Source organism: Paracoccus albus, assembly GCF_027913035.1.
Taxonomy (GTDB): Bacteria; Pseudomonadota; Alphaproteobacteria; order Rhodobacterales; family Rhodobacteraceae; genus Paracoccus; species Paracoccus albus.
In genome coordinates, this window is sequence record NZ_CP115775.1 from 1,256,228 (window position 1) to 1,278,764 (window position 22,537).

Consider the following 22,537-nt stretch of genomic DNA (forward strand, 5'->3'; position numbering starts at 1 on the left):
CCGTCTTGGTTGCCTTCATTCAGCCTGCGAAAGCGACGCCCAGACCCAGCAGCGACAATGCGCCGCCAGCCAATTGAAAGCCCCGGCCGTAAATCAGCTTTGCGAGCACAATACCCGCCAGTATGAGCCCTGCGCTGCCGGTGACAAAGCCGGATGCGAAAAGCGCCATTGATCCGGCAGGGGCCTCTGACCCATGTGCGAAACCATGCGCCGCGCCGAAGATGATCGCCATTGCGCCAAGCAGAATCGCAGAGGGCCGCAATGCAAGCGCCACAGTCACGCCCAGCACGATAACCGACGCGAGGATTACCTGCTCTGTCCCCGGCATCATAGTGCCACCCGCACCCAGCATGGCCCCGCCAAGCATTGCCGCCAGAAAGCAAAGTGGCACCGCCCAGATGGCGCGGCCCCCGATGCTGCCTGCCAGAAGTCCAAGGGCCAGCATCGCGGCCAGATGATCCGCTCCGGTCAGGGGGTGCAGCAGGCCAGACTGAAAGTTACTGCCCGCGCCGAGTCCGTGGGCGCTCGCCAGGCCGGGCATGACTGTGGCGACCGCGATAAAGAACAATTGTCGCTTCATGATTTATTCCCTGAATTTGATTGCTGCGTTTGATCTGCTTCCAGGCTTCGGCGCAGCTTTTGGCGTGCGGCGTGGGTTGATGTTCTGGCAAGATCGTCGCTTTCAATCTTGCTGGTTACTTCACCACCGGAGCGTGTGACGCGCTTGACGTGAAAATCGTGCTCGCCTGTTCGAACAATACCGGCCTCACGCGGCAGCAGACGGCGACGCTCCACAGCGATGCGCAAGCCGATGGTCGTGGTTTCGGCAAAGCATTGATCCGCGACCAGACCGACCGCGTAGGGCTGGCAAAGGACCTCTATTCTGATCGCCATGCGGCCCTTTTTGCCAAAGCACGGAAACTGCAGAACCTCCAAAACTTCGGACCGCGAGCGCAAGTGCTCAAGCCCGACCGCAAGATCCTCCGGCGTCTGATCGTCGACCTGAAAGGTGATGACGCCGATGCTGTCGTAAGCTGCGGTCTCGACAGGTTCGTGCAGAGTGGCACGCAGCATATTCGCGATTTCGGGCATCTGGCGGGTGCCGAAACCATAGCCGATCCCTTGCAGCATCAGCCCATCCGGCAGACGTGGTACCGGCCCCAGATGCGCAAGGATAGCAGCGCCGGTTGGTGTTACGCGCTCTCCTCCGATGCCGTCGTCCATGACGGCGAACCCCTGCAAAAGCTGTGCTGTCGCCGGCGCGGGCACCGGCATGATGCCGTGTTCGGTCTTGATTCGACCCGACCCGATCGGCACAGTGCCGACGCTGGCGCTTGTGATGCGCAGCTGCCCGATCAGCCAGGCGGCAAGCAGAATATCTGCGATGGAATCCCAGTCCGATATCTCGTGGAAATGCACGCGCTCCAGCGTGACGCCGTGCACCTTCGCCTCTGCCTCGCCAAGACGAAGCAGGATGTCGCTAGCACGATCGGCAGTCCCCGGATCGGGGGCGGCCTGGTGCAGAAGCGACAGATAGTCGCCATAATGCCGCGGTCCGCGCTCTGTCCCCGGTAGTGCAAGGCGAAGTTGCCTGCCGCGCAAGCCGTGCGAGCTGTGTTCGGGCACTGTCAGAGAGATGCCGGGGCCGATCTTCGTCGCAAGTGCCGTCGCACCCGGTAGCAATTCCGGTGCGCTGTCCAGCAGGGCGGCCACAAACATGTCGCCTGCGATACCACCGACCGGGTCCAGATGCAGGTGCCGTGCTCCCTCAACGCTCATCAAGCGATTTCCACATCACGGAACTGTCCTGATCGCCATAGCCCTGCGCGATGGCCTGGCGGTTCATGGCGGCGACGGTGTCACCCAAACTCGTCGAAACGCCAGCCGAAGCCGCCATCTCCAGCCCAAGTCGCACATCCTTTTCCAGCAGGTTCAGGCTGAAGGTCGGCTTTTCATAATCGTCCTGCGCAATGCGGCTGCCCAGCTCCTTGAACAGGTTGCTGACCGTGCCTGCCTGACTGGCGGTTATGATCTCATACAGCTTCGCGGGTTCGATCCCCATCCGCGCCGAGGTCGCCATCATCTCTGCCGTCATGGCGTTGATTGCGCCGAACATCATCTGGTTGAGCAGCTTGACCGTGTGACCGCTGCCCGGTGGCCCCATCGGGAATACGGCCCGCGCGTAGGTTTCAAGCACAGGGCGCACCTTTTCCAAAGCGCCTTCACTGGCCCCGCAAGGCAGCGCCCATTTCCCAGCGGCGGACGGCCTGCCCAGAACCGGCGCGTCTACCCAACCGGCCCCGGCCTCGACAGCTTTTGCAGCCATATCCCGCGCGGTGGCGGGATCTGCCGTCGAGTGATCGACGATCACCAGGCCGTTCTGATCGGCTGTCAACAGGCCCTCGGGACCAGAGACAACTGATGCAATCTGCGCCGGCCCCGGCAGAAACAGAAGCACCACATCGGCGCCCGCCGCTGCATCCTTCGGCGTCGGGCAGGGCGCCGCGCCCATCCCGCGGGCCGCATCCATGCTCGCAGGCTGTGGGTCCGATGCCCGCACAATATGCCCGGCCTCCATGATCCGGCTGCCGGCGACACGGCCCATTGTGCCGAAACCAATGATCGCAACGGTGCTCATGCCGGGCGTTCCCCTTTCAGATGCAGATGCGGCGCCGCCCCGCCAGAGAAGCATTCCGGCGTACACAGCACTTTGGGGTTCTTCCCGACGTAACGCTGCGCCTCGCGCATGGCGTCGTCAAAGGTTGGAAGCGGCGTGAAGCCCATCGCCTTGGCGTGCAGGGGTTTTTCGGATCCGACGATAAAGACCCGCTGGCAGCGCTTGTTGGGCACTGCCCCGCCCGACAACATCGACATGGCATGAAACGGATGATACGTGAAGTAATTAGAATAACTATATGTATATTCTGGATTAACGGACATTTTCCGTGCCTCTTCCGAGGCAAGGTAATCTTCCTGACGCGGGTATTTCGTCATCTGCCAAAAGGTCTCCTCGTAAGAGGGGAACCATGACTTATTGAACCACCCATCCAGATTGGCCACGGCTATCAGCACCGGATCGCGGCGCAACGCATTCCAGCAGCGTGACAGCTGCCCGCCAAGCGCAAGGCTCATCAACACCGGGTTGGATCCCATTCCGGGGCCGTAGTGGAAGTTGCGCGGGACGCCGACGACAAGAATATCGGCGCGCTCATTGGTCGGCAGTTCAACATTGGTGCGCTGCTTCGCCAGCGGCCAGCACATCCTTTCGACGTAATCCAACGATCCAGCATGAACACCCAGCACGTCCGCAAATTGACCGATCACAGCATCCACGGCGAAAAACTTCTTGCCGATCCCGTCTTCCATCGCTTTGCCGATAGAGGTGAACTGGTCCCGCATCCGGCCCTTGGGTGATGCGCCCAGCCAGTCGTCTCGATGCATGGTCTTTGGCACATGATGCGACGCAATGGATCGCCAGCCGGTGAAACCCGTGGCGACCATCTTGTGGCCACCGGAATAGCCGCCATAGGGATTGCCCGCACAGTGGCCAATCACGATGGGAATGTCAGCCTCTGCCATCAGGCGGTTGCATTCGACATGATTGCCCATCTCATCCTTACCAAGCTGCAAAAGCCCGGGATCCTCTGCATCGTGATTGACCAGCCGGTCGGGATAGAACTGATCGACGATGTCTGAGCCGAGATATTCGCGCCATTCCTCGACCGTGTTCATCCGGTGCAGGCCCATTGCGCAGATCAGGGTGATGTTTTCCAGCTTGGCACCGCCCTTCAGCAGTTCCTCCACGACCAGCGGGATCGAGACTTTGCGATGTGCCATTGCGTGGGTTCCGCCTTTGACCCGATCAGGGAAGGCGATGGCGATTTTCTTGTCGGGACCAGCCAATTCTGACAGCGGAGGGAGTTCGCCGGGTGAGGCAAGGGCCGCGCGTGTCGCCTCGACAGGGTCGATTTTCGGCGGATCGGTGTAGGTTTTGCCAAAGCGGACAATCGTGGCGCTGTCAGGCAGGGAGACGCTCATCTTGCCATCCCCATAGTCCAGATGAATCTCCTGCATCCGTCCCTCCCATCGGCGCTATACAACTAGTTACATTATAAGTTGCACGGTTCCGGAACTCTGTCCAGTATAATTCCTACTGCCGATTTTCGTCGAGATTAATAATTATCTTGACTCAAGGGTGTCACGACCGCCACCATTAGTGAAACTAGTTACAAGGCGAGGTGATGGACCGAACCCTGAATATGCGTGATGTTGCGCGGCGTGCGAACGTGTCGGTCGCAACGGTGTCGCGCGCGCTGCGCTGTCCTGAGAAGGTCTCTGCAGATACGGCGCAGCGCATACAGGCTGCCGCGGCAGAGCTTGGCTATGTCTATAACGCCAGTGCCAGCGATATTCTGACCGGACGCTCTACGGTGATCGGTTTGCTGGTGCCAACGGCAAGCAATGCGCTGTTCGGCGAAACGCTGCATGGCGTGCAGGACGTAACCGCCGATGCTGGCTATTCTGTGATCCAATGTGCCACGCATTATGAAGCCGCAAAAGAAGCCACGCTGATTGACTCGCTTCTACAGCGTCGCGTTCATGCTATGATCCTGACGGGTGCTACCGACCAACAGATGCCACATGTCGAAAAGCTGGCTGGGGATGGTCGAACGCGCGTCGTCATGGTCTGGGAAAAACCCGCCGACTGTCCGTCGATCAGCTATGTCGGGATCGACAACCGGCAGGCTGCGCGGCGAATGACGGAACATCTGATTGGACTGGGTCATCGCCGGATCGGGCTGATTGTGGGTCCCTATACCCGGATTTCCCGCGCCCGCAGCCGCTTGGAGGGGTATCGCGACGCGCTAGAGGCAGCGGGTATCGGCTTCGACGGCGAGCTGGTGCTTGAACGTCGTCCCGACCTGCTGGAAGGCTATGAGGCGATGGAGCGGTTGATGTCGCGTGACCAGCCTCCGACCGCTGTTTTTGCCGCATCGGATGTGTTTGCCATCGGCGCGCTGAAGGCGGCGAAAGCGATGGGGTATTCCGTGCCACGCGATGTGTCGCTCGCCGGTTTCGACGACATGGACATGGTGGCCTATCAGGACCCGCCGCTAACCACGATCCGTGTCGATGCGTACCGCATCGGCAAGCTGGCCGCGCAGATCGCGCTAGAGCCGATCGGCAGCCCAAGCCGAAACTACTGCCTCGACAGTGACCTGATCGTGCGGGGCAGCACAGGACCCTGCGCAAGACGGGGATAGCTCAACGACTAACATATTCTTGGAGGAGAAGAATGAGTAAAGTCAGCAAGATAACCGCGTTTGCCCTTGGCAGCACATTGCTTCTGGCCGGTGCTGCTCAGGCGCAGACGGTTCTGAAAGCCGGACTTATCGACCCGCCCGGCCATATCGACGTTCAGGCAACCGAACGGATGGCAGAGCGTGTCGCGGAACTGACCAACGGCGAAGTGACAATGGAGGTTTATCCCGCCGCTCAGCTTGGTTTTGCCAATGATATGCTGTCAGGGCTGAAACTCGGCACGCTGGAAATGTTCGTCGGTGGCACGACATGGCTGGGCGCTTTCGATACGGATTTCTGGATTTCTGGGACGCTTTATGTGTTCAACGATCAGGAACAGGCTCGCGCCATGCATGAGGGAGAGATCTTTTCCGGTATGGCCGACCGCCTGGCCGAGGAAGAGGGCATTCGTATCCTGGCGCAGAACTGGGATCGGGGACCCCGCAACTTCATCTCGACCACCCCCGTCCGCACTATCGAGGATCTGGAGGGGCTGAAAATCCGCGTGCCACCGCAGGAAAGCTGGATCGAAAACTTTACCCTTGCCGGGGCCGCCGCCACGCCCATGCCTTTGTCCGAGACATTCACCGGACTTCAGCAGGGCATAGTCGAGGCGACAGAGCAGGCATCGAACTGGCTTTATGCGAACAAGTATCACACCATCGCGCCGAACCTGACCCGCACAAAACACAACTATGAAGAAACCGGCGTGATGATCTCTGAACGGGTTTATCAATCGCTGACGGAAGAGCAGCAGCAGGCTCTGGTGACCGCAGCGCAAGAGGTCGCGGGCTGGCATAATGAACAGGTCGTCGCACAGATTGAGGAAGCGGAGGCCGCGATGGACGGCGAAGGCGTCACCATCGAGGATGTCGATATCGACAACTGGAAAGAGCATTTCCGCGGTGAATTCGACGCGCTCGTGGAAATTGTCGGCTATTCGCCTGAGCTTGTCGAGGCCGTCAAGGCGGCGTGGGAATGAACCCTCTGGCCGCTGTCGCGATGATTATCGCGCGGGTTTCGATCTTTGTGGCGGGGGTCGCGCTTGCCGCGATCCTCGTCCTTGTCGCCGCCCAGATCGGGATGCGGGTGTTTACCGGCAACTCGCTGTCATGGTCGGATGAGCTGGCCCGGATCTGCTTCATCTATCTGGTGTTTATCGGCGCGTCCGAGGCATCGGCGCGGCATATCCAGATTGCCATCAACTTAAAGGATACATTTGGCCTTGCGGGGCGCGTTGACCGTTCGCTTGATCTGATCCGGCTGGTGCTTTGCATTGTCGTTCTGAGCGTCATCGCTTGGGGCGCCTGGCAGATCATTCCCGTCGTCAAGGGGATGCAGCTTCCTGCGACGCGGATTTCGACGGCGTGGATGTATGTTCCGGTGCTGGCAGGCTCTGTCTTGATGATGCTGGCCACAGCACTGAACTTCTTCGCGATCATACTGAACCGGACGCTGTTCAGCGATACAGAGTCCGAAACCGGCCTGGGATAAAATCACATGGCGACGCTTATTCTTGTCGGCGGTCTGCTGACCCTTCTGTTGATCGGGATGCCCGTGGCATTCGCCCTGCTTCTGTCCAGCCTTGCGCTGATTGTCTGGGACGGCAATCTGCCCCTGCTGGTGATCGCGCAGCGGCTTGGCAATGCGCTTGACAGTTTTCCGCTTCTGGCCATTCCTCTGTTCATCCTCGCGGCAGAGATCATGAACCGCTGCGGCGCGACAGAGCGGATATTCCATTTTGCCAATACTATCCTTGGCCGCATCCACGGCGGGCTGGGTCATGTGAATATCGCCGCGTCGATGCTGTTTTCGGGCATGTCGGGATCGGCGGTGGCGGATGCTGCGGGCCTTGGTGCCATCGAGATCCGCGCCATGCGACGGCAGGGCTATGATCCCGGTTTCGCGGCGGCGGTAACGGCGGCATCCTCGACCATCGGGCCGATCATTCCGCCATCCGTGCCAATGGTCATTTTCGGTGTAATTTCAGGTGCCGCAATCGGTGACCTGTTCCTTGCAGGTTTCGTGCCGGGAATGCTGATGGGGCTGGCGATGATGATCTATATCGCGCTGATCGCAAGGCGCCGGAACTTTCCGCGCGATGCCAGATTTGCGGGCTTTCCCGCCATCTTCAGCGCGTTCATCGCCGCCTTTCCGTCACTGCTCTTGCCGGTGATCATTCTGGGCGGCATCTGGGCCGGTATCATGAGCCCGACCGAAGCTGCGGCCGCCGCCGTTCTTTATTCGCTGGTGCTGGGTCTGGTGGTCCACCGTTCCATGAACCTGGGCGATATTGCCGACAGCTTGCGGCTTGGGGCAAGATCGACCGCGACGATCATGCTGATTGTGGCATCGGCGAATATCTATGGTTGGCTGGTCTCGACCCAGCAAATCCCGCAATATGTGCAGGCGGCGATGATGGATGTGACGACCAATCCGACGATCCTTTTGTTCATCATCGCGGGAATCCTGCTGGTGATGGGCATGTTTATGGAGCTTATCGCCATCCTGACCATTGCGGTTCCGGTGTTTTTGCCGCTGGCGCAGGCGGCGGGGATCGATACGATCCATTTCGGCATCGTCGCCGTGGTGACGCTGATGATCGGTCTGCTGACGCCGCCCTTCGGGCTGAACCTGTTCATCGTTCAGCAGGTGTCCGGCGCGCCCTTCAGCATGATCCTGAAAGAGACGTGGCCATTCATCGCCATCCTGATGCTGGTGCTGATCCCGCTGATCATGTTCCCCTCGTTGTCTCTCTTCCTTGTCAGGGCGTTCTGATGGAGGGGGCGGCGCAGCGTCTTGAACGGGTGCTCGATCACCAAGATCATTTGTTCATCGCCGTCAGCGGTGGTGTCGACAGCATGACGCTTGCCCATGCCGCGCAAAGGTGGCGGGCAGGGGGGACGGTCACGATGTGCCACGCTGTTTCCCCCGCAGTTCCCGCTGCTGCCACGGGCTTGGTGCGTCGTCATGCGGAAAAGCATGGCTGGGACCTGCATGTGATTGAGGCGGGCGAGTTCTCTGATCCGGATTACCTGCGCAATCCGGTCAATCGCTGCTATTTCTGCAAGTCCAACCTGTATGACCGTATACGCGGCATATCGTCTGGCGGCATGATCGCCTCTGGCGCAAATCTCGACGATCTCGGCGACTTCCGGCCCGGTCTGCTTGCGGCGAAGGAACGCGATGTGCGCCACCCGCTGATCGAGGCGGAGTGCACCAAAGCCGATATTCGCGCGATCGCCCGTAGTTTCGGGCTGAACGATATCAGCGAATTGCCCGCGCAACCCTGCCTTGCCAGCCGGATCGAGACGGGCATTCCGGTGACCGAAGCCGATGTCAGTTTCATAGAGAGGAGCGAGTCCGCGCTCCGGGCGAGCGCGTCGGAAGGTACATTGCGATGCCGCATCGTCAGCGGCGGTGTCAGGCTTGAACTGGGGCCGGAGAACTGGGCGGATCAGTTGATACGCGACAGGCTCTCCGCGCAGGCGCTGCAACTTTGCCGCGCAGCCGGGAGAATGCTGATTGAGGTCGCGCCCTATCGTCAGGGCTCTGCCTTCTTGCAGGGTGATTGAGCATGGCTGACTATCCCGCATTCCGGTTCGACTGGCAGCGCAAGGTCCGCACCGGCATTCCGGAAACGGTCATGTGCGAAGGCAAGACTGACGACCAGATCGTTGAGATCATCGAGCATGCGCAAGAACGCGGCGCGCGGCTGTTTCTGTCGCGTCTTGATTCTGCGCGGGCAGAGAAGGTCGAAATCAAGGGGCTGGATTATTGCCCCCTGTCCCGAACAGCAATTATGGGCGGGATTGCCGATCTGAGACCCGATGACGCATCGGTGGCACTTGTCTGCGCAGGCACCAGCGACCTTCCCGTCGTCGAAGAAGCACGGCGCACATTCCAGTTTCACGGGTGCGAGGTTCCGGTCTTCGCGGATGTCGGCGTGGCGGGGTTATGGCGCGTCATGTCAGTGGCCGAAGAACTCTCCCGCTACCGCGTCCTGATCGCTGTCGCCGGGATGGAAGGCGCTTTGTTCTCCGTGCTGGCCGGACTGGTGCCTGGCGTGGTTATCGCCGTGCCGTCGCCTGTCGGCTATGGCGTGTCGAAAGATGGCGCGGCTGCGCTGAGCGCGGCGCTGTCATGCTGTGCGCCGGGGGTTGTCACAGTAAATATCGGGAACGGATATGGCGCCGCAGTTGCAGCCATGAAAATGCTGAACTCGGCGTCAGCCGGGCAGGGTGACTGAAATCAGGCTTTGACTCTGCGGGTTTGCAGCGATAGTTCAGCGGATCGGCTGTTCTGGTTGCGCCCGATGCGCGGCGCTTGGAGGCAGGATTGTGCCGTGAACCCGGCCCGCGGGCCAGCCCAGGCAGATTGAATGACCCATGAACAGATCGCCGCGCCTCTGGCCGCGGCATTGGCCGAACGAGGCTATGACAGCTTGACCGCCGTACAACAGGCGGTGCTGAATCACGAAACAACCGGACGAGACCTACTGGTCTCGGCCCAGACCGGATCTGGCAAGACCGTGGCTTTCGGCATCGCCGCCGCGTCAGACCTGTTGCCGGATGACGGCGCCTTTCCGCAAACCGACACGCCGCTGGCACTGGTGATCGCGCCGACCCGTGAACTTGCCTTGCAGGTCGCGACAGAGCTTCGCTGGCTTTATGCCGCGACAGGGGCGCAGATTGCCACCTGTGTCGGCGGCATGGACTATCGCACAGAGCGGCGCGCTCTGGCACGGGGTGCCGGTATCGTCGTCGGAACGCCGGGGCGTCTGCGCGACCATATAGAGCGCGGCGGGCTGGACCTCGCGCAGTTGCGTGTAGCGGTCCTGGACGAGGCGGATGAGATGCTGGACCTCGGTTTCCGCGAGGATCTGGAATTCATCCTGCAATCCGCGCCGGACACGCGCCGCACGCTGATGTTTTCGGCCACCGTTCCGCCCGCGATCGAGCGCCTTGCTCGAGACTTTCAACGCGACGCAATGCGCGTAACCACGAAAGGAGAGGCGCGGCAGCACGGCGATATCACCTATCGCGCGCTGAACGTCGCGGTGCGCGACCGCGAAAACGCCATCCTCAATCTGCTGCGCTATTACGAGGCCCGGACGGCCATCGTCTTTTGCAAGACGCGGGCAGAGGTGAACCATCTGCTTGCCCGCATGGCCAATCGCGGCTTCAAAGTTGTCGCCTTGTCGGGCGAGCTGTCCCAGCAGGAACGGTCCCATGCATTGCAAGCGCTTCGCGACGGACGGGCGCGGGTGTGTATCGCGACCGATGTCGCGGCGCGGGGGATTGATCTGCCGGGTCTCGAGCTGGTGATCCATGCCGATCTGCCGACCAATTCGGAAACGCTGCTGCACCGCTCTGGCCGGACCGGGCGGGCAGGGGCCAAGGGTGTTTCGGCACTCATCGTTCCGCCCTCGGCCCATAAGAAGGCGCAGCGCCTGTTGCAGGGCGCCAAGGTCGTGGCCGAATGGGGCAAGGCGCCTTCGGCAGAAGAGGTCAGTGAGCGTGATGACAAACGGATGCTGGATCATCCTGCCTTGACCGCTGAGTTAGAAGATATGGATATCGCCCGCGAGCTGTTGTCGAAGGTCGGCGCCGAACAGATAGCCGCCGCCTTTGTCCAGCTTTGGCGCGATGGTCGCCCGGCACCTGAGGAACTGACCGACATCCCGCCGCCATCCGCCGCAGCGCCAAGGGCACCGCGCGAATTCGGCGCATCGGTCTGGTTTACCCTGTCGGTCGGTCATACGGGCCGGGCCGAGGCCCGCTGGCTTCTGCCGAAGATCTGCGAGGCGGGCGGTATCACGCGCGACGATATCGGCGCTATCCGCGTGCGCGAAAACGAAACCCATGTGCAGATCGCAACGGGCGCGGCACCGAAATTCGGCGACGAAATCGAGCTTGAGCCGGGGCTGTCCATGCGTCGCCAGAAGGGTGAGCCGATGCTGGGCGCAACGTCTGAGCCAAAGCCCCCGCGCAAGGCCAGTGCGAGGCCAGGGAAGCCGCGCAGCGCTGCGATGCCGCAGAAAGTTGACGCGAAACCCGCGCCTGAGCATGTGGGCGGACCGCAGAAAGCGCCGTCGAAACCCTACCGCAAGAAAGAACCCGCATCCCGCCCCGAAAAGGAACAGGCTGAGAGATGGTCGCCTGCCGATCACGGCCTTGCGCCGGATGACCTCGACACGCCACGCAAGAAACCACGCTGGAAGAAAACGACCGGCGGGGCTGGAAAGAAGCCGCATCGCGGCAAGCCGGGTTTTGACGCGAAGGCGGCCGGTTCCGGGAACCGCGCTGACAAGCGCGCAGCAAAAGGCAAAAAGTCAGGCTTCAAGAAAGGTCAGGGTGGCAATGCCGTGCCGCGGCGCCCGAAGACAAAAGGCTGAGCGGAGAGCAATGACCGTAAGGGGCCAACCGATCCACTGTGCCTGAACGATAAGGGCGGACGGTGAAAACCGCCCGCCCTCTGCTTCCTTGCGGAGGGCGCTTTGTACGCGCCCGCCTGACCCGGTCAGTTGGAAGCCGTTTGCAATAGTTCGGTGATCCGGCGGACGGAGGCGCGGCGGTTTTCACGCACATCCCCTTCCTGATTAACCATCAGGAATTCCTCACCATAGCCCTGAACGACCATGTTTTCCGGCGGCACGTCGAAATATTCGCTCAGCGCCAGGGCGACCGATTCAGCACGGCGGTCTGACAAAGCGAGGTTTGCCGCGTCAGCGCCCACCGTATCGGTGTAACCTTCGATCATGAACATCTCACCGGGGTTGTCGGCAATCGTGTCACGGATGACATTGCCAAGCGCGGAAAGCTGTTCAGCCTGATCCGCCTTGATCGCGGCAGAGCCGGTGTCAAAGGTGATCGAGTCGATATTCACCGGGGCCACGAGCGAGCGGACCTGAGCGATATCGCGGATCTGCGACAGCGTGAACCGACGGTCAGCCGCCGATTGCGACAGAAGCGCCTCACGCAGTGCGGCCTCATCCATCTGGCTGGCAGACGTTGTCGAGGTCGCGGCAGGTGCGGGCAGGGTGGCGACATCCACCGGTTCTGCCGTCGTGTCGTCGATCAACTGACGCTCGGTCCCGTCGGCGCTGACCAATGTGCGGCGCAGGACGCGCAGATTGGCGTCGCGAATCGTGACGACCTGACTGCCATCTTCACGCGTGACGATTGTGCGCGATGAGCCGTCGCTGAAGTTTTCGGTCGTCACGGTCGAGCCGGGCTGACGCAGCAGCGCAACCTCATCCTTGATGACCTGCTGGCTGCCATCCGCACGCGTCACGACAACCCGGTCGGGTGAGCTGAGCGCAACCTGACGGTTATTCGCCAGCATCGCACCGACTGCGATGCCTGCACCGCCCAGAAGCAGCGCCTTCACCAGATCGTTGTCGTCATCATCGTCGTCACTGGATGCTTCCTGCTGCTGCTGAGCATTGTCGGATTCGCCTTCCAACGCATCAGTCAGACGCGTTGCAAAATCCTCGGCAGAAGAACGGCTGTTTTCCTCGGTAACCTCTTCTTCGGTCACTTCGGCCTCGGCAGGATCGGCACTCAGCGCAGCGGCAGCAGCGGGTTCAGATGCCTCAGCAGCCTCTTTGGCAGCCTCGGTTTCCGCTGCATTCTGCTCTGGCGCAGCGTTTTCGGCGGTGTTTTCCGCAGGCTGCGCAGCTTCCGTGGTGCTTTCACCGTCGGTCTCAGTCGCTGCCGGGGCGTCGGGGTTGTTCTCAGCCTCCTCCTCCGCGGCGAGTGCTTCTTCCAGAGATTGTTCCTCGCTGGCAGCTTCCTCGGTCTCGGCGGGTTCTTCGCTGGCCGCAGATTCTTCTGCGTTTTCGGCAGGCGCAGCTTCTTCGGATTCCGCGCCAAGACCCGAATCCTCGGCGGCAGGTTCCTCTTCAGCCGCATTTGCCGGTGCCTCTTCAGCGGGTGCCGGTTCGGACGCGGTTTCTGCTTCTTCGGCGGGCTGTTCAGCCTGCTCTTCCTCGGCCGGGGGTTCTTCCGACGCTTCTTCTTCGGCTACTCCACTCTCAGCCTCAGCCGAGGCTTCAGCTTCTTCGGCTGCCGGCGCGGAAGGTTCCTCTGCGTCAGCGGCGGCCTCTTCCTCAGCTGGTTCCTCGGCAGGCTCTTCTGCCGGTTCCTCTTCCGCCTGCTCGGCAGATGCTGCGTCATCACAGGGCGGGGCAGATCCATCCGCACAGGTTTCCTCTGCCGGCGCGGCCTGCAGGCCTGCCGCTTCACTGGCAGGTTGTTGCGTCGCCTCCGATCCGGGGGCATCTGTCTGGGCCATCGCAAGATGCGGTGCCATCAGCGACAGGCACGCTGCGATCGCTGTTGTGTTGTGAATAATACGGCGCATGTCAGCTCCTCCATATAGCCAGCTTGGCGATGCGTTCGCAGGATGAACCGGCCCGCTGCCTTCGGGTTCCCAAACAACTGCGTGATGTTTCAGCAGCGGCAGTGCCTTCCTCAGGTTGCGCAGATGAACAGTGGAAACATATCTCACTACATATCATGGGCTTGACGTTCGCACTCGGTCACGATCGGTTCGCAAATAATTTATACTGTGCGGTTCACACCAGGCAGATGTCGCGCCAGCCTTGCCCTTCCTGTTGTCTTCAACCTAGGTTCGCGCGGGCGGAAGGCAGCGAAAGGAAAGCAGATGTCGCAGCAGAACGTTGGTCTGTCGCTGGCTGTTTGGCAGGCGGAAAGCGCGCATGGGGATCGTTCGCTGGCATTTCACCAGATCGCCCGCGCGGCGGAAGCGGCGGGCATCGCGGGCGCGTCAGTCATCACCTTTCCCGAGCTTTTCATCAGCGGTTATGACCGGGACGATCTGGGTGAGCTTGCTATGACGCAGCAAGCCATGCTGGCGCAGTTGGCGCCGGTTGCCCAAAAGGCCGGATGCGCGATTTGCACAGGCTATCCTGAACGGCTGGCCAACGGGATCGGCAATTCGGCGATATGTGTCGGTGCCGATGGTTCGCTTCTTGCCAATCATCGTAAGATCCAGCTTTTCGGCGCGGTTGAGGCGGCGCGCTTTGTGCCGGGGGATTGCTATACGACCTTTATCTTAGCGGGAAAAAAAGCCGCTATCCTCATCTGTTATGACGTGGAATTTGCGCCCCATATCGCCGCCTTGCAGGCGCAGGGGGTAGAGGTGATCCTTGTGCCGACCGCGAATATGAAGCCTTTCACCCATGTGGGTCAGCACGTTATTCCCGCGATGGCCGCCAACCACGCGCTGAGCATTGTTTACGCGAATTACTGCGGCTTAGAAGGTGATCTGACCTATTTCGGAGAGTCCCTGATCGCGGGTGCCGATGGGCAGGTTCTTGCGCGTGCGGGCGAGCGACCGGCGATGCTGATGGCGACCCTGCCAGACCAGTTCCATCCGGGGCGGCTGTCGACACAGGCCCGCGATCTTCGCCAGCCATTTCCTTGAACGCCGGTACGCGCAAAGAGAAGCGCCTGACATGACCATTCCTATGCGGCGCTTTGATCGCGGAAATTACCGTTTGGAATATGGTTACGCTTGCCCACCGACACGCTCGCAACAGCCCTTGCCGAACAGGTTCTTGCGCTAAGCGAAGCGGTCATGTTCTCGCTCACGTCATATCGGCCTGCCACATCAAAACAGCATAATCCGGTGTTATCGGTTTTGAAAACCGTCCGGTTTTCTTATTGGGAAGTCTTTAGCTGACTCTCCGCGCAATCGTGAATTATGCATCCGCCCTGTGACTTTCGCTAAAAAGCGACACGACTTAGCGCATGCCAGCGGGGGGCGTGTTCGTCTGAATCAGGTTTTCAGCGGTCGCTAGTAGACTTCGGCACCCAGCACGGCGTCTGCCTCGGGTTGCAGCAGGATGACCTGTCCTTCGGCGTTTGGGACACCCATAATCAAAACTTCGGACTGAAATCCCGCGATGTTGCGCGGGGGCATGTTGACGGTGCAGATGACCGCGCGACCGATCAGATCTTCGATGCTGTAATTGGTGATCTGTGCACTCGACCAACGCGTCCCCAGTTCACCGAAATCCACCTCCACCTTATAGGATGGGTTGCGGGCGCGCGGAAATTCCTGAACATTGATGATCTTGCCCAGACGCATCTCTATCTTGGCGAAATCGTCATAGACGATCTGGTCTTTCTTCATCGCTTGCTCCTGCCGGTGTCGCCAAGCTTGTCTAAGTCGCGGCGCGCTACTCTGCAACAGATGCAAAGGCGAGGTTTGCGCCAGGAGGCGGCAGCGTCGAGGGAGACGACGCTTTTGGAAGTACCATCGCATGATCGTTCAGGGTGATTCTTTGCCGGCCGGGTTTAAAAGTCGCGGATATTGTCAGAAAGTAGCCGAAACCGCCGAACCGCCACGAACAGGACGATCAGATGAGCGAACAACGATTCAACCAACCGCTGGGCGGCAACACGATGCCCCGCACCGGCGGGCCCGCAACGATGATGCGCCTGCCAGCGGCGGAATCGGCGCAGGGGCTGGATGCCTGTTTTATCGGTATCCCGATGGATATCGGGACATCCAACCGCCCCGGCACCCGGCTGGGACCGCGCCAGATACGCGACGAAAGCCGTATGATCCGCCCCTATAACATGGCCACCGGCGCGGCCCCGTTTGAACATCTGCAGGTTGCCGATATCGGTGACGTTCCGATCAACCTGTTCGATCTGAAGAAGACCGTCGATATCATCGCGGCATTCTATCGCGAGGTGCTCTCGCATGACACGATCCCGCTGACGCTCGGCGGCGATCATACGCTGACATGGCCGATCCTGCGGGCGATGGCTGAAAAGCACGGACCAGTTGCGCTTATCCATGTCGATGCCCATTCCGACACCAATGATGAGATGTTCGGCGAAAAGGCCGCGCATGGTTGCCCGTTCCGCCGCGCCTGGGAAGAAGGCTGCCTGCAGAATGACAAGGTTTTCCAGATCGGATTGCGTGGGACGGGTTACAGCAGGGACGATTTCGACTGGGCGCGCGATAAGGGCTGGACCTGCATTCAGGCCGAGGAATGCTGGCACAAATCGCTGAGCCCGCTGATGGCTGACATTCGGCAGAAAATCGGCGATGCTCCGGTATATCTGTCATATGACATCGACAGCCTCGATCCGGCCTTCGCGCCGGGAACAGGAACCGTTGAGGTCGGGGGGCTGACCTCTATGCAGGGGTTGGAAATCATTCGCGGCACGGTGGGGCTGAACATCGTGGGCTGTGATCTGGTAGAGGTATCGCCGCCCTACGATCCGGCGGGGAACACGGCGATGATCGCGGCAAATTTCCTGTACGAGATGCTTTGCGCACTTCCGGGCGTCGCGCAGGACAGATAAACAATCAGGACAATTGGGGAGAAAAAGCATGAAAAGACGTGATCTTCTGAAATCCGGCGCGGCAGGTGCGATGATCCTGTCGGCACCGTCTATTCTGCGTGCGCAGGGTGCTGCGCTGAAAGTCGGCACCTATGGCGGCTATTTTCAGGACAGTTTTGACGAACATATCTATCCTGATTTCACGGCTGCCTCTGGCATTGAAATCGAAAGCATCGGTGAGCCTACGGGTGAGGCATGGCTGGTCCAGCTTCAGCAGGCGGCGCGAGCGCGGCAGGCCCCGGCTGATGTGTCGATGATGGCGCAGGTCGCGCGCATCAAGGGTGAACGATCAGAGCTTTGGGCGAAGCTTGACGAAAGCAAGATGCCCAACGTGGCGAATCTGCCCGATCACTTTGTTCACCGTTATGAGGATGGCAGCCTGAACGGCACCGGCGCGGTCAGCTGGTATATCACGCTTGTGACGAATACCGACGCCTTTGCCGAGGCGCCGACGTCCTGGCAGGCGTTCTGGGATCCGGCAAATGCCGACAAGATCGGGCTGATGTCACTGGCCTCGAACTCTTTCCTGCTGGAAATCACCGCGGCAACGCATTTCGACGGCACCGATATCCTCGACACCGAAGAAGGCGTCTTGCAGGTGATGGAGAAGCTGGCAGAGGTGAAATCGAATGTCCGCCTGTGGTGGCGTGACGAAGGGCAGTTCCAGCAGGCACTGGAAACCGGCGAAATCCCGATGGGGCAGTATTACCACGACGTCACCGGCCTGGCTGCATCGCAGGGTAAACCTGTCCGCTCGACCTTCCCGGATGAAGGGGCGGTTCTGGACAGTGGGTCCTGGGTCGTCTCGAGCGCCTCGCAGATGGTGGATCAAAGTCAGGTTTTCATCGACTATATGGCGCAGCCCGAGATTCAGGCGAAGCTGTCGCGCATGGTCGGCACCGCGCCCACCGTGCCGCGCGACATGACCGATCTGACGGAAGAGGAATTCGCCGCCGTATCCTCGGACAAAGAGCCGATCCTGCCGAAATATGAAATCTACGTAGATCGCGGCGACTGGATCAACCAGCAATGGTCCGAGAATATCACCGGCTGATGCTTTTGCGCTGCGGCAGCCCTGTCGCAGCGCCCCAAAATAAGAAGAGGTCCCGATGACCGAATTGCGGATCGAAGGCGTGTCGAAAAAATTCGGCAGCTTCAAGGCGCTTGACGATGTGACGCTGGAAATTCCCAATGGAAAGTTCGTCTGCCTGCTTGGCCCGTCGGGCTGCGGCAAGACGACACTGCTGCGTCTGATCGCCGGGTTGGAGGCGCCGACCGCTGGCCGGGTCTTTGTCGGTGGCGAGGATCAGACCGATCTGCCCACGCATAAACGTGGCTTGGGCATGGTTTTCCAGTCTCTGGCGCTGTTTCCGCATCTGAATGTGGCCGATAACATCACCTATCCGCTGGCCATCCGGGGCAAGGACAAAGCCAGCCGCAATGCACGGGCCGAAGAATTGCTGGAACTTGTGCAACTGCCCGGCATGGGCCAGCGGCGCATCCACCAGCTTTCCGGCGGTCAGCGTCAGCGCGTTGCCATTGCCCGTGGCCTTGCCATCAATCCGCAGGTCTTTTTGCTGGATGAACCGCTTTCTGCCCTTGATGCCTCGCTGCGCGAGCATATGCAGATAGAGCTGCGTCAGATACAGCAACGTCTTGGTGTGACGACCATTGTCGTGACCCATGACCAGAAAGAGGCGCTGACGATGGCAGACATCGTGATGGTCATGAAGGACGGCGTGATTCAGCAGGCCGGCGCCCCGATGGAGGTCTATCAAAACCCGGCCAATGCTTTTGTCGCGGGCTTCATCGGCACGACCAACCTTTTGCCGTGCGAGGTTGGCAATGGCGCGATCTCTGTTCTGGGGCATCGTATCCCGAAGGCCGAAGGCGACCGCATTGCCGTCGACAATGGCAAGGCGCAGCTTTCTGTCCGGCCCGATCATGTCATCATTACCGAACCCGATCAGGGCATTCCGGCAGAGGTCACCTTCCTGCGCGATCTGGGCGAAAGCCGTCAGGTCATGCTGACAGCGGCAGGGCAAGAGATCACCGCGAACCTTCCGGGCAATGCGGATCTGCAACTGTCACCCGGCGACCGCGTCGGCATTCTTTTCCGCCCCGGTCAAAGGGTGGTCGTGCAATGACAGCCATCGTCCAGCAGACATCCACCCCTCGCTGGCTCGGTCTTTGGCCCGCCGTGATCCTGGTCCTGTTTTTCCTGGTGCCCTTCGGGATCATGCTGGGGGTCTCGGTCGCCCATCGCGACCCAAGCGGCTTCTACGAATGGGGTTTCGAATTAGACAGCTATGCCCGCTTCATGTCGGCCTTCTTTGCCAAGGTCATGGCCGTGTCGCTGGGCGTATCGCTGACCGCCGCCGCGATCTGCGTCGCCATCGCCTTTCCCTTCACGGTTTTCCTTGGTCAGATGAGCAACCGCACGCAGACATGGGTGCTGGTTGTGCTGCTGTCGGTCCTTGCGCTGTCAGAGGTGATCATCGGTTTCGCCCTCTCAACGCTGCTGTCGCAAACGGCAGGCGTCGGCAACCTGTTCCAATGGCTGGGCCTGATCGACGAACCCCAAGCCTATACGCCTTCACTCTTCGCGTTGATTACGGGGCTTTGCTATATCGGCTTTCCCTTCGCGGTGCTGGTGCTTTACCCGCCGGTCTCTCGTCTCGACCCAGAGATCGTCGAGGCGGCGCGTGTTATGGGCGCCTCAGGTCCCCGCGCCTTCTTTGGCGTCATTCTGCCCAATCTGCGCGGCGCCATCACCGGCGCGTTCATTCTGGTCTTTGTCTTTACGCTCGGCTCTTATCTGCTGCCGCAGCTTCTTGGCCGGTCAGAGCACTGGACGCTGTCGGTCCATATTACGGATCAGGCGATCTATCAGTCCAACCTGCCATTCGCGGCAGCCATGTCAATCTTCCTGATGCTGGTCGCATTGGCGCTTGTCGGGCTGGCCTCGCTGGCGGGCAGGGACAGGGGGGCCGCATGAGCCGCGCACTGAAAATGACCTATATCTTTGTGGTGCTGGCGCTGCTGGTTTTGCCGCTGATCGTGGTTGCGGCGGTCTCGCTGAACGGGCCGCAGACGCTGCGTTTTCCGCCGGTCGAGCCTTCCTTGCACTGGTATGCGCGACTGTTCATGGATACCGAGTGGCTGGTGCCGCTGCGCCATTCGGTGACCATTGCGCTTTGCGCGGCGGGATTGGCGGTGGCCATCGCGCTGCCACTCGCCCTGTTTGTGTGGGAGCGTCGGGGGATTGCGGTTCAGGCCCTGACCGGCATGGGCCTTGCACCTTTTGCCCTGCCGCCAGTTATATCGGCACTTGGCTTCATGATCTTCTGGATGACCGTTGGCGGCTACGGGCAGATCTGGGCCACAATCATTTCGCACGGCATCTTTCTTGTGACTCTGCCGCTGGTGACGATCTCTCTGGGGCTACGCGGCATCGACCGATCGCTGATCGAATCCGCCCGTGTGATGGGTGCAAACCGATGGACGGTCATGCGCACGGTGATCCTGCCGTTGCTGCTTCCCTATGTCATTTCAGGCTATGCCTTCGCCTTCGTGCTGAGCCTCAATGAATATATCATCGCCTATATGGTCGCGGGCTTCACGGTGGAAACGTTGCCCGTGAAGATCTTCAACGCCCTGCGCTATGGCTATACGCCGATCCTTGCCGTGGTCTCCGTGCTGTTCGTCGCCATGTCAGCGCTGATCTTCGGGCTGATCGGCAGCTTCGGCAACCTGCCGCGCCTGATGGGGGCAGAGCGCAGCCATCAGGATTAAGGGCCGTGAAATGACCGGCGTTGCACTGTCTTGCCATTAGGCAGATGCAGTTCGGGGCCGATCTGTCATGCCTGCGTGGCGGGCAGGGGGGACCGGATCAGAATGTTGATTTTCACCTCAATCACTATCCTTATTGAGATTCGCCAGAATCTCATCCACGGTCTGCAATCGGCAATAACCCCCGAATGCCCGCAGCGCCGTTTCGTGTCGCTCGGCTGAATAGCTGGCGCAGGCATCCGTGGCGCAGATCATGTAATAGCCCCTGTCCGCGCCGTCGCGCACGGCCATGTCGACGCATTGATCTGTCAGGAAACCGGCGACGATGACGTTCTCGGCCCCGAGATTGCGCAGCAGATAGTCCATATTGGTAGAGTTGAAAACGCCGGAAGACGTCTTAGGCACGACGATCTCATCGCCCACAGGTGCAACCTCGTCTATGACATGTGCCAGCGGCGAGCCCTTCGGGATGTGCATGTTGGACAGTTTGTGATCAAGCGACCGGTCGCGGCCGTCCAGCGTCAGGGATTCGATGACCGTATAGACGACCTCCACCCCAGCCCGGCGCGCGCCGTCCAGCAGGCGGCGCATTGCGGGCAACGCCTTTTCCTGAACTGTCTGGTAAAAATAGGGATGAGCCTGCTGCACCTCGGGCGAAATCTCCGCGTTCTGCGCGTCAACAACAAGGACAGCGGTGCGGGCCGGATCAAGTTTCTTGTCGCGGCCCGTATAGCTGGCAAGCGTCGTTCCTGCGGTGGTCATGATGTCTCCATCCCAAAGCCATGGCCCGCCTCGACCGGCGGGCCAATCTTGTCCTGAACCTGACTTAGCCTTCTTCGGGCCGCCAGATCGATTCCACGGTAAACTCCCCACCATCGACCGAAATGATAGAGATCGGCTTCGGCGGTACCATCGTCTCGCGCGTATAGCTTATTGTGCCGGTCACCGCCTGAAAGTCGCGGGTTTCGGCGAGTGCATCGCGGATTGCCGCAGGCTCAGCCGAATCTGCGCGGGTGATGGCATCGGCCAGCAACTTGACCGCATCATAGCCCAGTGCCGCAAAGCTGTTTTCAGGGGCGTGGCCATATTCGGCGGTATAATCGTCGATGAACTGGGCGACTTCGGGCCGGTCATCGGCCAGATAGGTATGGGTCGAGAACCATACGTCATTTGCCAGATCCGGCCCCGGCATAGTCGAAACAAGCTGCGTGTCGAAGCCATCGCCGGACACGATCGGCATTTCGATCCCGGCCTCTCGTATCTGTTTGACGCTCAGCCCGGCTTCGGCCGGAATGGCAGAGATAAAGACCGCGTCCGGGGCCGGATCAAGCGCGCTCAACCGTGCGATCTGGGCCGAGAAATCGGTATCGCCAATCATGAAGCTGTCTTCGGCGGCGATGGTGCCGCCCTTTTCCTCCACCCGCTGTTTGAAGAAGGTGGACAGCGCCTTGGTGAAATCCATCGACTGGTCGGTCCAGACGGCGAAGTTCTTGTAGCCCAGCTCGTCCATCGCGTAATCGGCAATGGCGAAGGACTGATCGTCATCGCCGAATGCGGTCATGAACATATGATCGCCGACCCATGCCGGCAGTTCAGGATGCGTTGCGCCAGAGGTCAGGAACGGAATGCCTGCTTCCTGAAACAGCGGCGCACCGGCCATCACGAAAGTCGTATCCGATTGTCCGAACCCGGCAACGATGCCCTCTGACAGAACCCGTTGGGCGTTGATCGCGGTTTCCTGCTGGTCGGTTTTGCCGTCCGGCGCGATAATTTCGATCTGCTGGCCCAGCAGCCCGCCATCTTCATTGATCTGCTTGGCGGCAAGCTGTGCGCCAGCCAGCGAAGGTCCATCCAGCGAGGACATACCCCCGGTCAGATTGTACAGCGCCCCAAGCTTTATCGTTTCCTGAGCCAGAGCCCCTGAAGCAAGGGTCATTCCGATTGCAGTCGCAGCAAATAGTCTTGTCATCGTTTTTCCCTGTTGCCGGCTGCTGGTTCCGTGCGGATGCGTCGATCAGGACAGCGCCCCTGGCCGAGACAGTGTCGCAGGCAGC

At 60.4% G+C, this 22,537-nt stretch carries 21 protein-coding genes; 13 read left to right on the top strand and 8 right to left on the bottom strand.

The genetic code is table 11. From position 1 onward, the window contains the following. Window positions 1-19: 19 nt before the first annotated feature. From PAF20_RS06285 to PAF20_RS06300, 4 genes are read right to left on the bottom strand one after another with little or no spacing between them, the layout of a single operon-like run. Window positions 20-580 carry a HupE/UreJ family protein gene (locus PAF20_RS06285; RefSeq protein WP_271072855.1) on the bottom strand — a complete coding sequence of 187 codons (561 nt, stop codon included), beginning with the start codon at window positions 578-580 and terminating at the stop codon, window positions 20-22. Beyond that, on the bottom strand, window positions 577-1,779 hold the full coding sequence (gene larC / locus PAF20_RS06290; RefSeq protein ID WP_271072856.1) for a nickel pincer cofactor biosynthesis protein LarC: 1,203 nt from the start codon (window positions 1,777-1,779) through the stop codon (window positions 577-579). Before larC ends, PAF20_RS06285 begins: the two co-directional genes overlap by 4 nt. Then, window positions 1,769-2,638 (bottom strand): NAD(P)-dependent oxidoreductase, encoded by an 870-nt coding sequence (locus PAF20_RS06295; protein ID WP_271072857.1) that lies wholly within the window; start codon window positions 2,636-2,638, stop codon window positions 1,769-1,771. The genes larC and PAF20_RS06295 overlap by 11 nt, the downstream gene beginning before the upstream one ends. After that, the gene (locus PAF20_RS06300) at window positions 2,635-4,074 is read right to left on the bottom strand and encodes a lactate racemase domain-containing protein (RefSeq protein WP_271072858.1); all 1,440 of its coding nucleotides are present in this window, start codon (window positions 4,072-4,074) and stop codon (window positions 2,635-2,637) included. Before PAF20_RS06300 ends, PAF20_RS06295 begins: the two co-directional genes overlap by 4 nt. Before the next feature lie 167 nt (window positions 4,075-4,241). Here PAF20_RS06300 and PAF20_RS06305 point away from each other — a divergent pair, with 167 nt between their 5' ends. The 7 genes from PAF20_RS06305 (at window position 4,242) to PAF20_RS06335 (ending at window position 11,698) form a co-directional block, all read left to right on the top strand. After that, window positions 4,242-5,264, top strand: coding sequence for a LacI family DNA-binding transcriptional regulator (locus PAF20_RS06305; protein ID WP_271072859.1), 1,023 nt, complete (start codon window positions 4,242-4,244; stop codon window positions 5,262-5,264). Between the two features lie 32 nt (window positions 5,265-5,296). Next, window positions 5,297-6,283, top strand: coding sequence for a TRAP transporter substrate-binding protein (locus PAF20_RS06310; protein ID WP_271072860.1), 987 nt, complete (start codon window positions 5,297-5,299; stop codon window positions 6,281-6,283). After that, window positions 6,280-6,795, top strand: coding sequence for a TRAP transporter small permease (locus PAF20_RS06315; protein ID WP_271072861.1), 516 nt, complete (start codon window positions 6,280-6,282; stop codon window positions 6,793-6,795). The genes PAF20_RS06310 and PAF20_RS06315 overlap by 4 nt, the downstream gene beginning before the upstream one ends. Window positions 6,796-6,801: 6 nt before the next feature. Continuing rightward, on the top strand, window positions 6,802-8,079 hold the full coding sequence (locus PAF20_RS06320) for a TRAP transporter large permease (RefSeq protein ID WP_271072862.1): 1,278 nt from the start codon (window positions 6,802-6,804) through the stop codon (window positions 8,077-8,079). After that, window positions 8,079-8,876, top strand: a complete 798-nt coding sequence (larE, locus tag PAF20_RS06325) for an ATP-dependent sacrificial sulfur transferase LarE (RefSeq protein WP_271072863.1) — start codon at window positions 8,079-8,081, stop codon at window positions 8,874-8,876. The genes PAF20_RS06320 and larE overlap by 1 nt, the downstream gene beginning before the upstream one ends. Window positions 8,877-8,878: 2 nt before the next feature. Then, window positions 8,879-9,550, top strand: a complete 672-nt coding sequence (gene larB, locus PAF20_RS06330) for a nickel pincer cofactor biosynthesis protein LarB (protein ID WP_271072864.1) — start codon at window positions 8,879-8,881, stop codon at window positions 9,548-9,550. A gap of 132 nt (window positions 9,551-9,682) precedes the next feature. After that, window positions 9,683-11,698 carry a DEAD/DEAH box helicase gene (locus PAF20_RS06335; protein WP_271072865.1) on the top strand — a complete coding sequence of 672 codons (2,016 nt, stop codon included), beginning with the start codon at window positions 9,683-9,685 and terminating at the stop codon, window positions 11,696-11,698. Window positions 11,699-11,823: 125 nt separating this feature from the next. On the opposite strand, the gene PAF20_RS06340 is transcribed toward PAF20_RS06335, so the two are convergent. Beyond that, the gene (locus tag PAF20_RS06340; RefSeq protein WP_271072866.1) at window positions 11,824-13,668 is read right to left on the bottom strand and encodes an OmpA family protein; all 1,845 of its coding nucleotides are present in this window, start codon (window positions 13,666-13,668) and stop codon (window positions 11,824-11,826) included. Window positions 13,669-13,971: 303 nt separating this feature from the next. Here PAF20_RS06340 and PAF20_RS06345 point away from each other — a divergent pair, with 303 nt between their 5' ends. Continuing rightward, window positions 13,972-14,754 carry a nitrilase-related carbon-nitrogen hydrolase gene (locus PAF20_RS06345; protein ID WP_271072867.1) on the top strand — a complete coding sequence of 261 codons (783 nt, stop codon included), beginning with the start codon at window positions 13,972-13,974 and terminating at the stop codon, window positions 14,752-14,754. 372 nt (window positions 14,755-15,126) lie between these two features. On the opposite strand, the gene PAF20_RS06350 is transcribed toward PAF20_RS06345, so the two are convergent. Beyond that, window positions 15,127-15,465 (bottom strand): tRNA-binding protein, encoded by a 339-nt coding sequence (locus tag PAF20_RS06350; RefSeq protein ID WP_271072868.1) that lies wholly within the window; start codon window positions 15,463-15,465, stop codon window positions 15,127-15,129. A gap of 230 nt (window positions 15,466-15,695) precedes the next feature. Between PAF20_RS06350 and speB the strand changes: the two genes are divergently transcribed. The 5 genes from speB to PAF20_RS06375 are packed head-to-tail and all read left to right on the top strand — an operon-like array spanning window position 15,696 to window position 20,486. Further along, entirely contained in the window at window positions 15,696-16,652 is a 957-nt protein-coding gene (gene speB, locus PAF20_RS06355) for an agmatinase (protein WP_271072869.1), read from the top strand. A gap of 28 nt (window positions 16,653-16,680) precedes the next feature. Then, on the top strand, window positions 16,681-17,745 hold the full coding sequence (locus PAF20_RS06360) for an ABC transporter substrate-binding protein (protein WP_271072870.1): 1,065 nt from the start codon (window positions 16,681-16,683) through the stop codon (window positions 17,743-17,745). A 55-nt stretch (window positions 17,746-17,800) separates the two neighbouring features. Then, window positions 17,801-18,838 (top strand): ABC transporter ATP-binding protein, encoded by a 1,038-nt coding sequence (locus tag PAF20_RS06365; RefSeq protein WP_271072871.1) that lies wholly within the window; start codon window positions 17,801-17,803, stop codon window positions 18,836-18,838. Beyond that, entirely contained in the window at window positions 18,835-19,689 is an 855-nt protein-coding gene (locus tag PAF20_RS06370; protein ID WP_271072872.1) for an ABC transporter permease, read from the top strand. Before PAF20_RS06365 ends, PAF20_RS06370 begins: the two co-directional genes overlap by 4 nt. Beyond that, a complete protein-coding gene (locus PAF20_RS06375) occupies window positions 19,686-20,486 on the top strand; it encodes an ABC transporter permease (RefSeq protein ID WP_271072873.1) in 801 nt (266 codons plus the stop codon). The genes PAF20_RS06370 and PAF20_RS06375 overlap by 4 nt, the downstream gene beginning before the upstream one ends. 117 nt (window positions 20,487-20,603) lie before the next feature. Here the strand turns inward: PAF20_RS06375 and PAF20_RS06380 are convergent, their stop codons facing one another. Beyond that, window positions 20,604-21,245: a cysteine hydrolase family protein gene (locus PAF20_RS06380; RefSeq protein ID WP_271072874.1), complete on the bottom strand. Its 642-nt coding sequence runs from the start codon at window positions 21,243-21,245 to the stop codon at window positions 20,604-20,606. A 64-nt stretch (window positions 21,246-21,309) separates the two neighbouring features. Beyond that, window positions 21,310-22,452 carry an ABC transporter substrate-binding protein gene (locus PAF20_RS06385; protein WP_271072875.1) on the bottom strand — a complete coding sequence of 381 codons (1,143 nt, stop codon included), beginning with the start codon at window positions 22,450-22,452 and terminating at the stop codon, window positions 21,310-21,312. Window positions 22,453-22,537 lie beyond the last annotated feature (85 nt).

Excerpts from the sequence above, each read along its gene's own strand:
- PAF20_RS06285 (WP_271072855.1), bottom strand. The coding sequence starts at position 580 with ATGAAGCGACAATTGTTCTTTATCGCGGTCGCCACAGTCATGCCCGGC.
- larC (WP_271072856.1), bottom strand. The coding sequence starts at position 1,779 with ATGAGCGTTGAGGGAGCACGGCACCTGCATCTGGACCCGGTCGGTGGT.
- PAF20_RS06295 (WP_271072857.1), bottom strand. The coding sequence starts at position 2,638 with ATGAGCACCGTTGCGATCATTGGTTTCGGCACAATGGGCCGTGTCGCC.
- PAF20_RS06300 (WP_271072858.1), bottom strand. The coding sequence starts at position 4,074 with ATGCAGGAGATTCATCTGGACTATGGGGATGGCAAGATGAGCGTCTCC.
- PAF20_RS06305 (WP_271072859.1), top strand. The coding sequence starts at position 4,242 with ATGGACCGAACCCTGAATATGCGTGATGTTGCGCGGCGTGCGAACGTG.
- PAF20_RS06310 (WP_271072860.1), top strand. The coding sequence starts at position 5,297 with ATGAGTAAAGTCAGCAAGATAACCGCGTTTGCCCTTGGCAGCACATTG.
- PAF20_RS06315 (WP_271072861.1), top strand. The coding sequence starts at position 6,280 with ATGAACCCTCTGGCCGCTGTCGCGATGATTATCGCGCGGGTTTCGATC.
- PAF20_RS06320 (WP_271072862.1), top strand. The coding sequence starts at position 6,802 with ATGGCGACGCTTATTCTTGTCGGCGGTCTGCTGACCCTTCTGTTGATC.
- larE (WP_271072863.1), top strand. The coding sequence starts at position 8,079 with ATGGAGGGGGCGGCGCAGCGTCTTGAACGGGTGCTCGATCACCAAGAT.
- larB (WP_271072864.1), top strand. The coding sequence starts at position 8,879 with ATGGCTGACTATCCCGCATTCCGGTTCGACTGGCAGCGCAAGGTCCGC.
- PAF20_RS06335 (WP_271072865.1), top strand. The coding sequence starts at position 9,683 with ATGACCCATGAACAGATCGCCGCGCCTCTGGCCGCGGCATTGGCCGAA.
- PAF20_RS06340 (WP_271072866.1), bottom strand. The coding sequence starts at position 13,668 with ATGCGCCGTATTATTCACAACACAACAGCGATCGCAGCGTGCCTGTCG.
- PAF20_RS06345 (WP_271072867.1), top strand. The coding sequence starts at position 13,972 with ATGTCGCAGCAGAACGTTGGTCTGTCGCTGGCTGTTTGGCAGGCGGAA.
- PAF20_RS06350 (WP_271072868.1), bottom strand. The coding sequence starts at position 15,465 with ATGAAGAAAGACCAGATCGTCTATGACGATTTCGCCAAGATAGAGATG.
- speB (WP_271072869.1), top strand. The coding sequence starts at position 15,696 with ATGAGCGAACAACGATTCAACCAACCGCTGGGCGGCAACACGATGCCC.
- PAF20_RS06360 (WP_271072870.1), top strand. The coding sequence starts at position 16,681 with ATGAAAAGACGTGATCTTCTGAAATCCGGCGCGGCAGGTGCGATGATC.
- PAF20_RS06365 (WP_271072871.1), top strand. The coding sequence starts at position 17,801 with ATGACCGAATTGCGGATCGAAGGCGTGTCGAAAAAATTCGGCAGCTTC.
- PAF20_RS06370 (WP_271072872.1), top strand. The coding sequence starts at position 18,835 with ATGACAGCCATCGTCCAGCAGACATCCACCCCTCGCTGGCTCGGTCTT.
- PAF20_RS06375 (WP_271072873.1), top strand. The coding sequence starts at position 19,686 with ATGAGCCGCGCACTGAAAATGACCTATATCTTTGTGGTGCTGGCGCTG.
- PAF20_RS06380 (WP_271072874.1), bottom strand. The coding sequence starts at position 21,245 with ATGACCACCGCAGGAACGACGCTTGCCAGCTATACGGGCCGCGACAAG.
- PAF20_RS06385 (WP_271072875.1), bottom strand. The coding sequence starts at position 22,452 with ATGACAAGACTATTTGCTGCGACTGCAATCGGAATGACCCTTGCTTCA.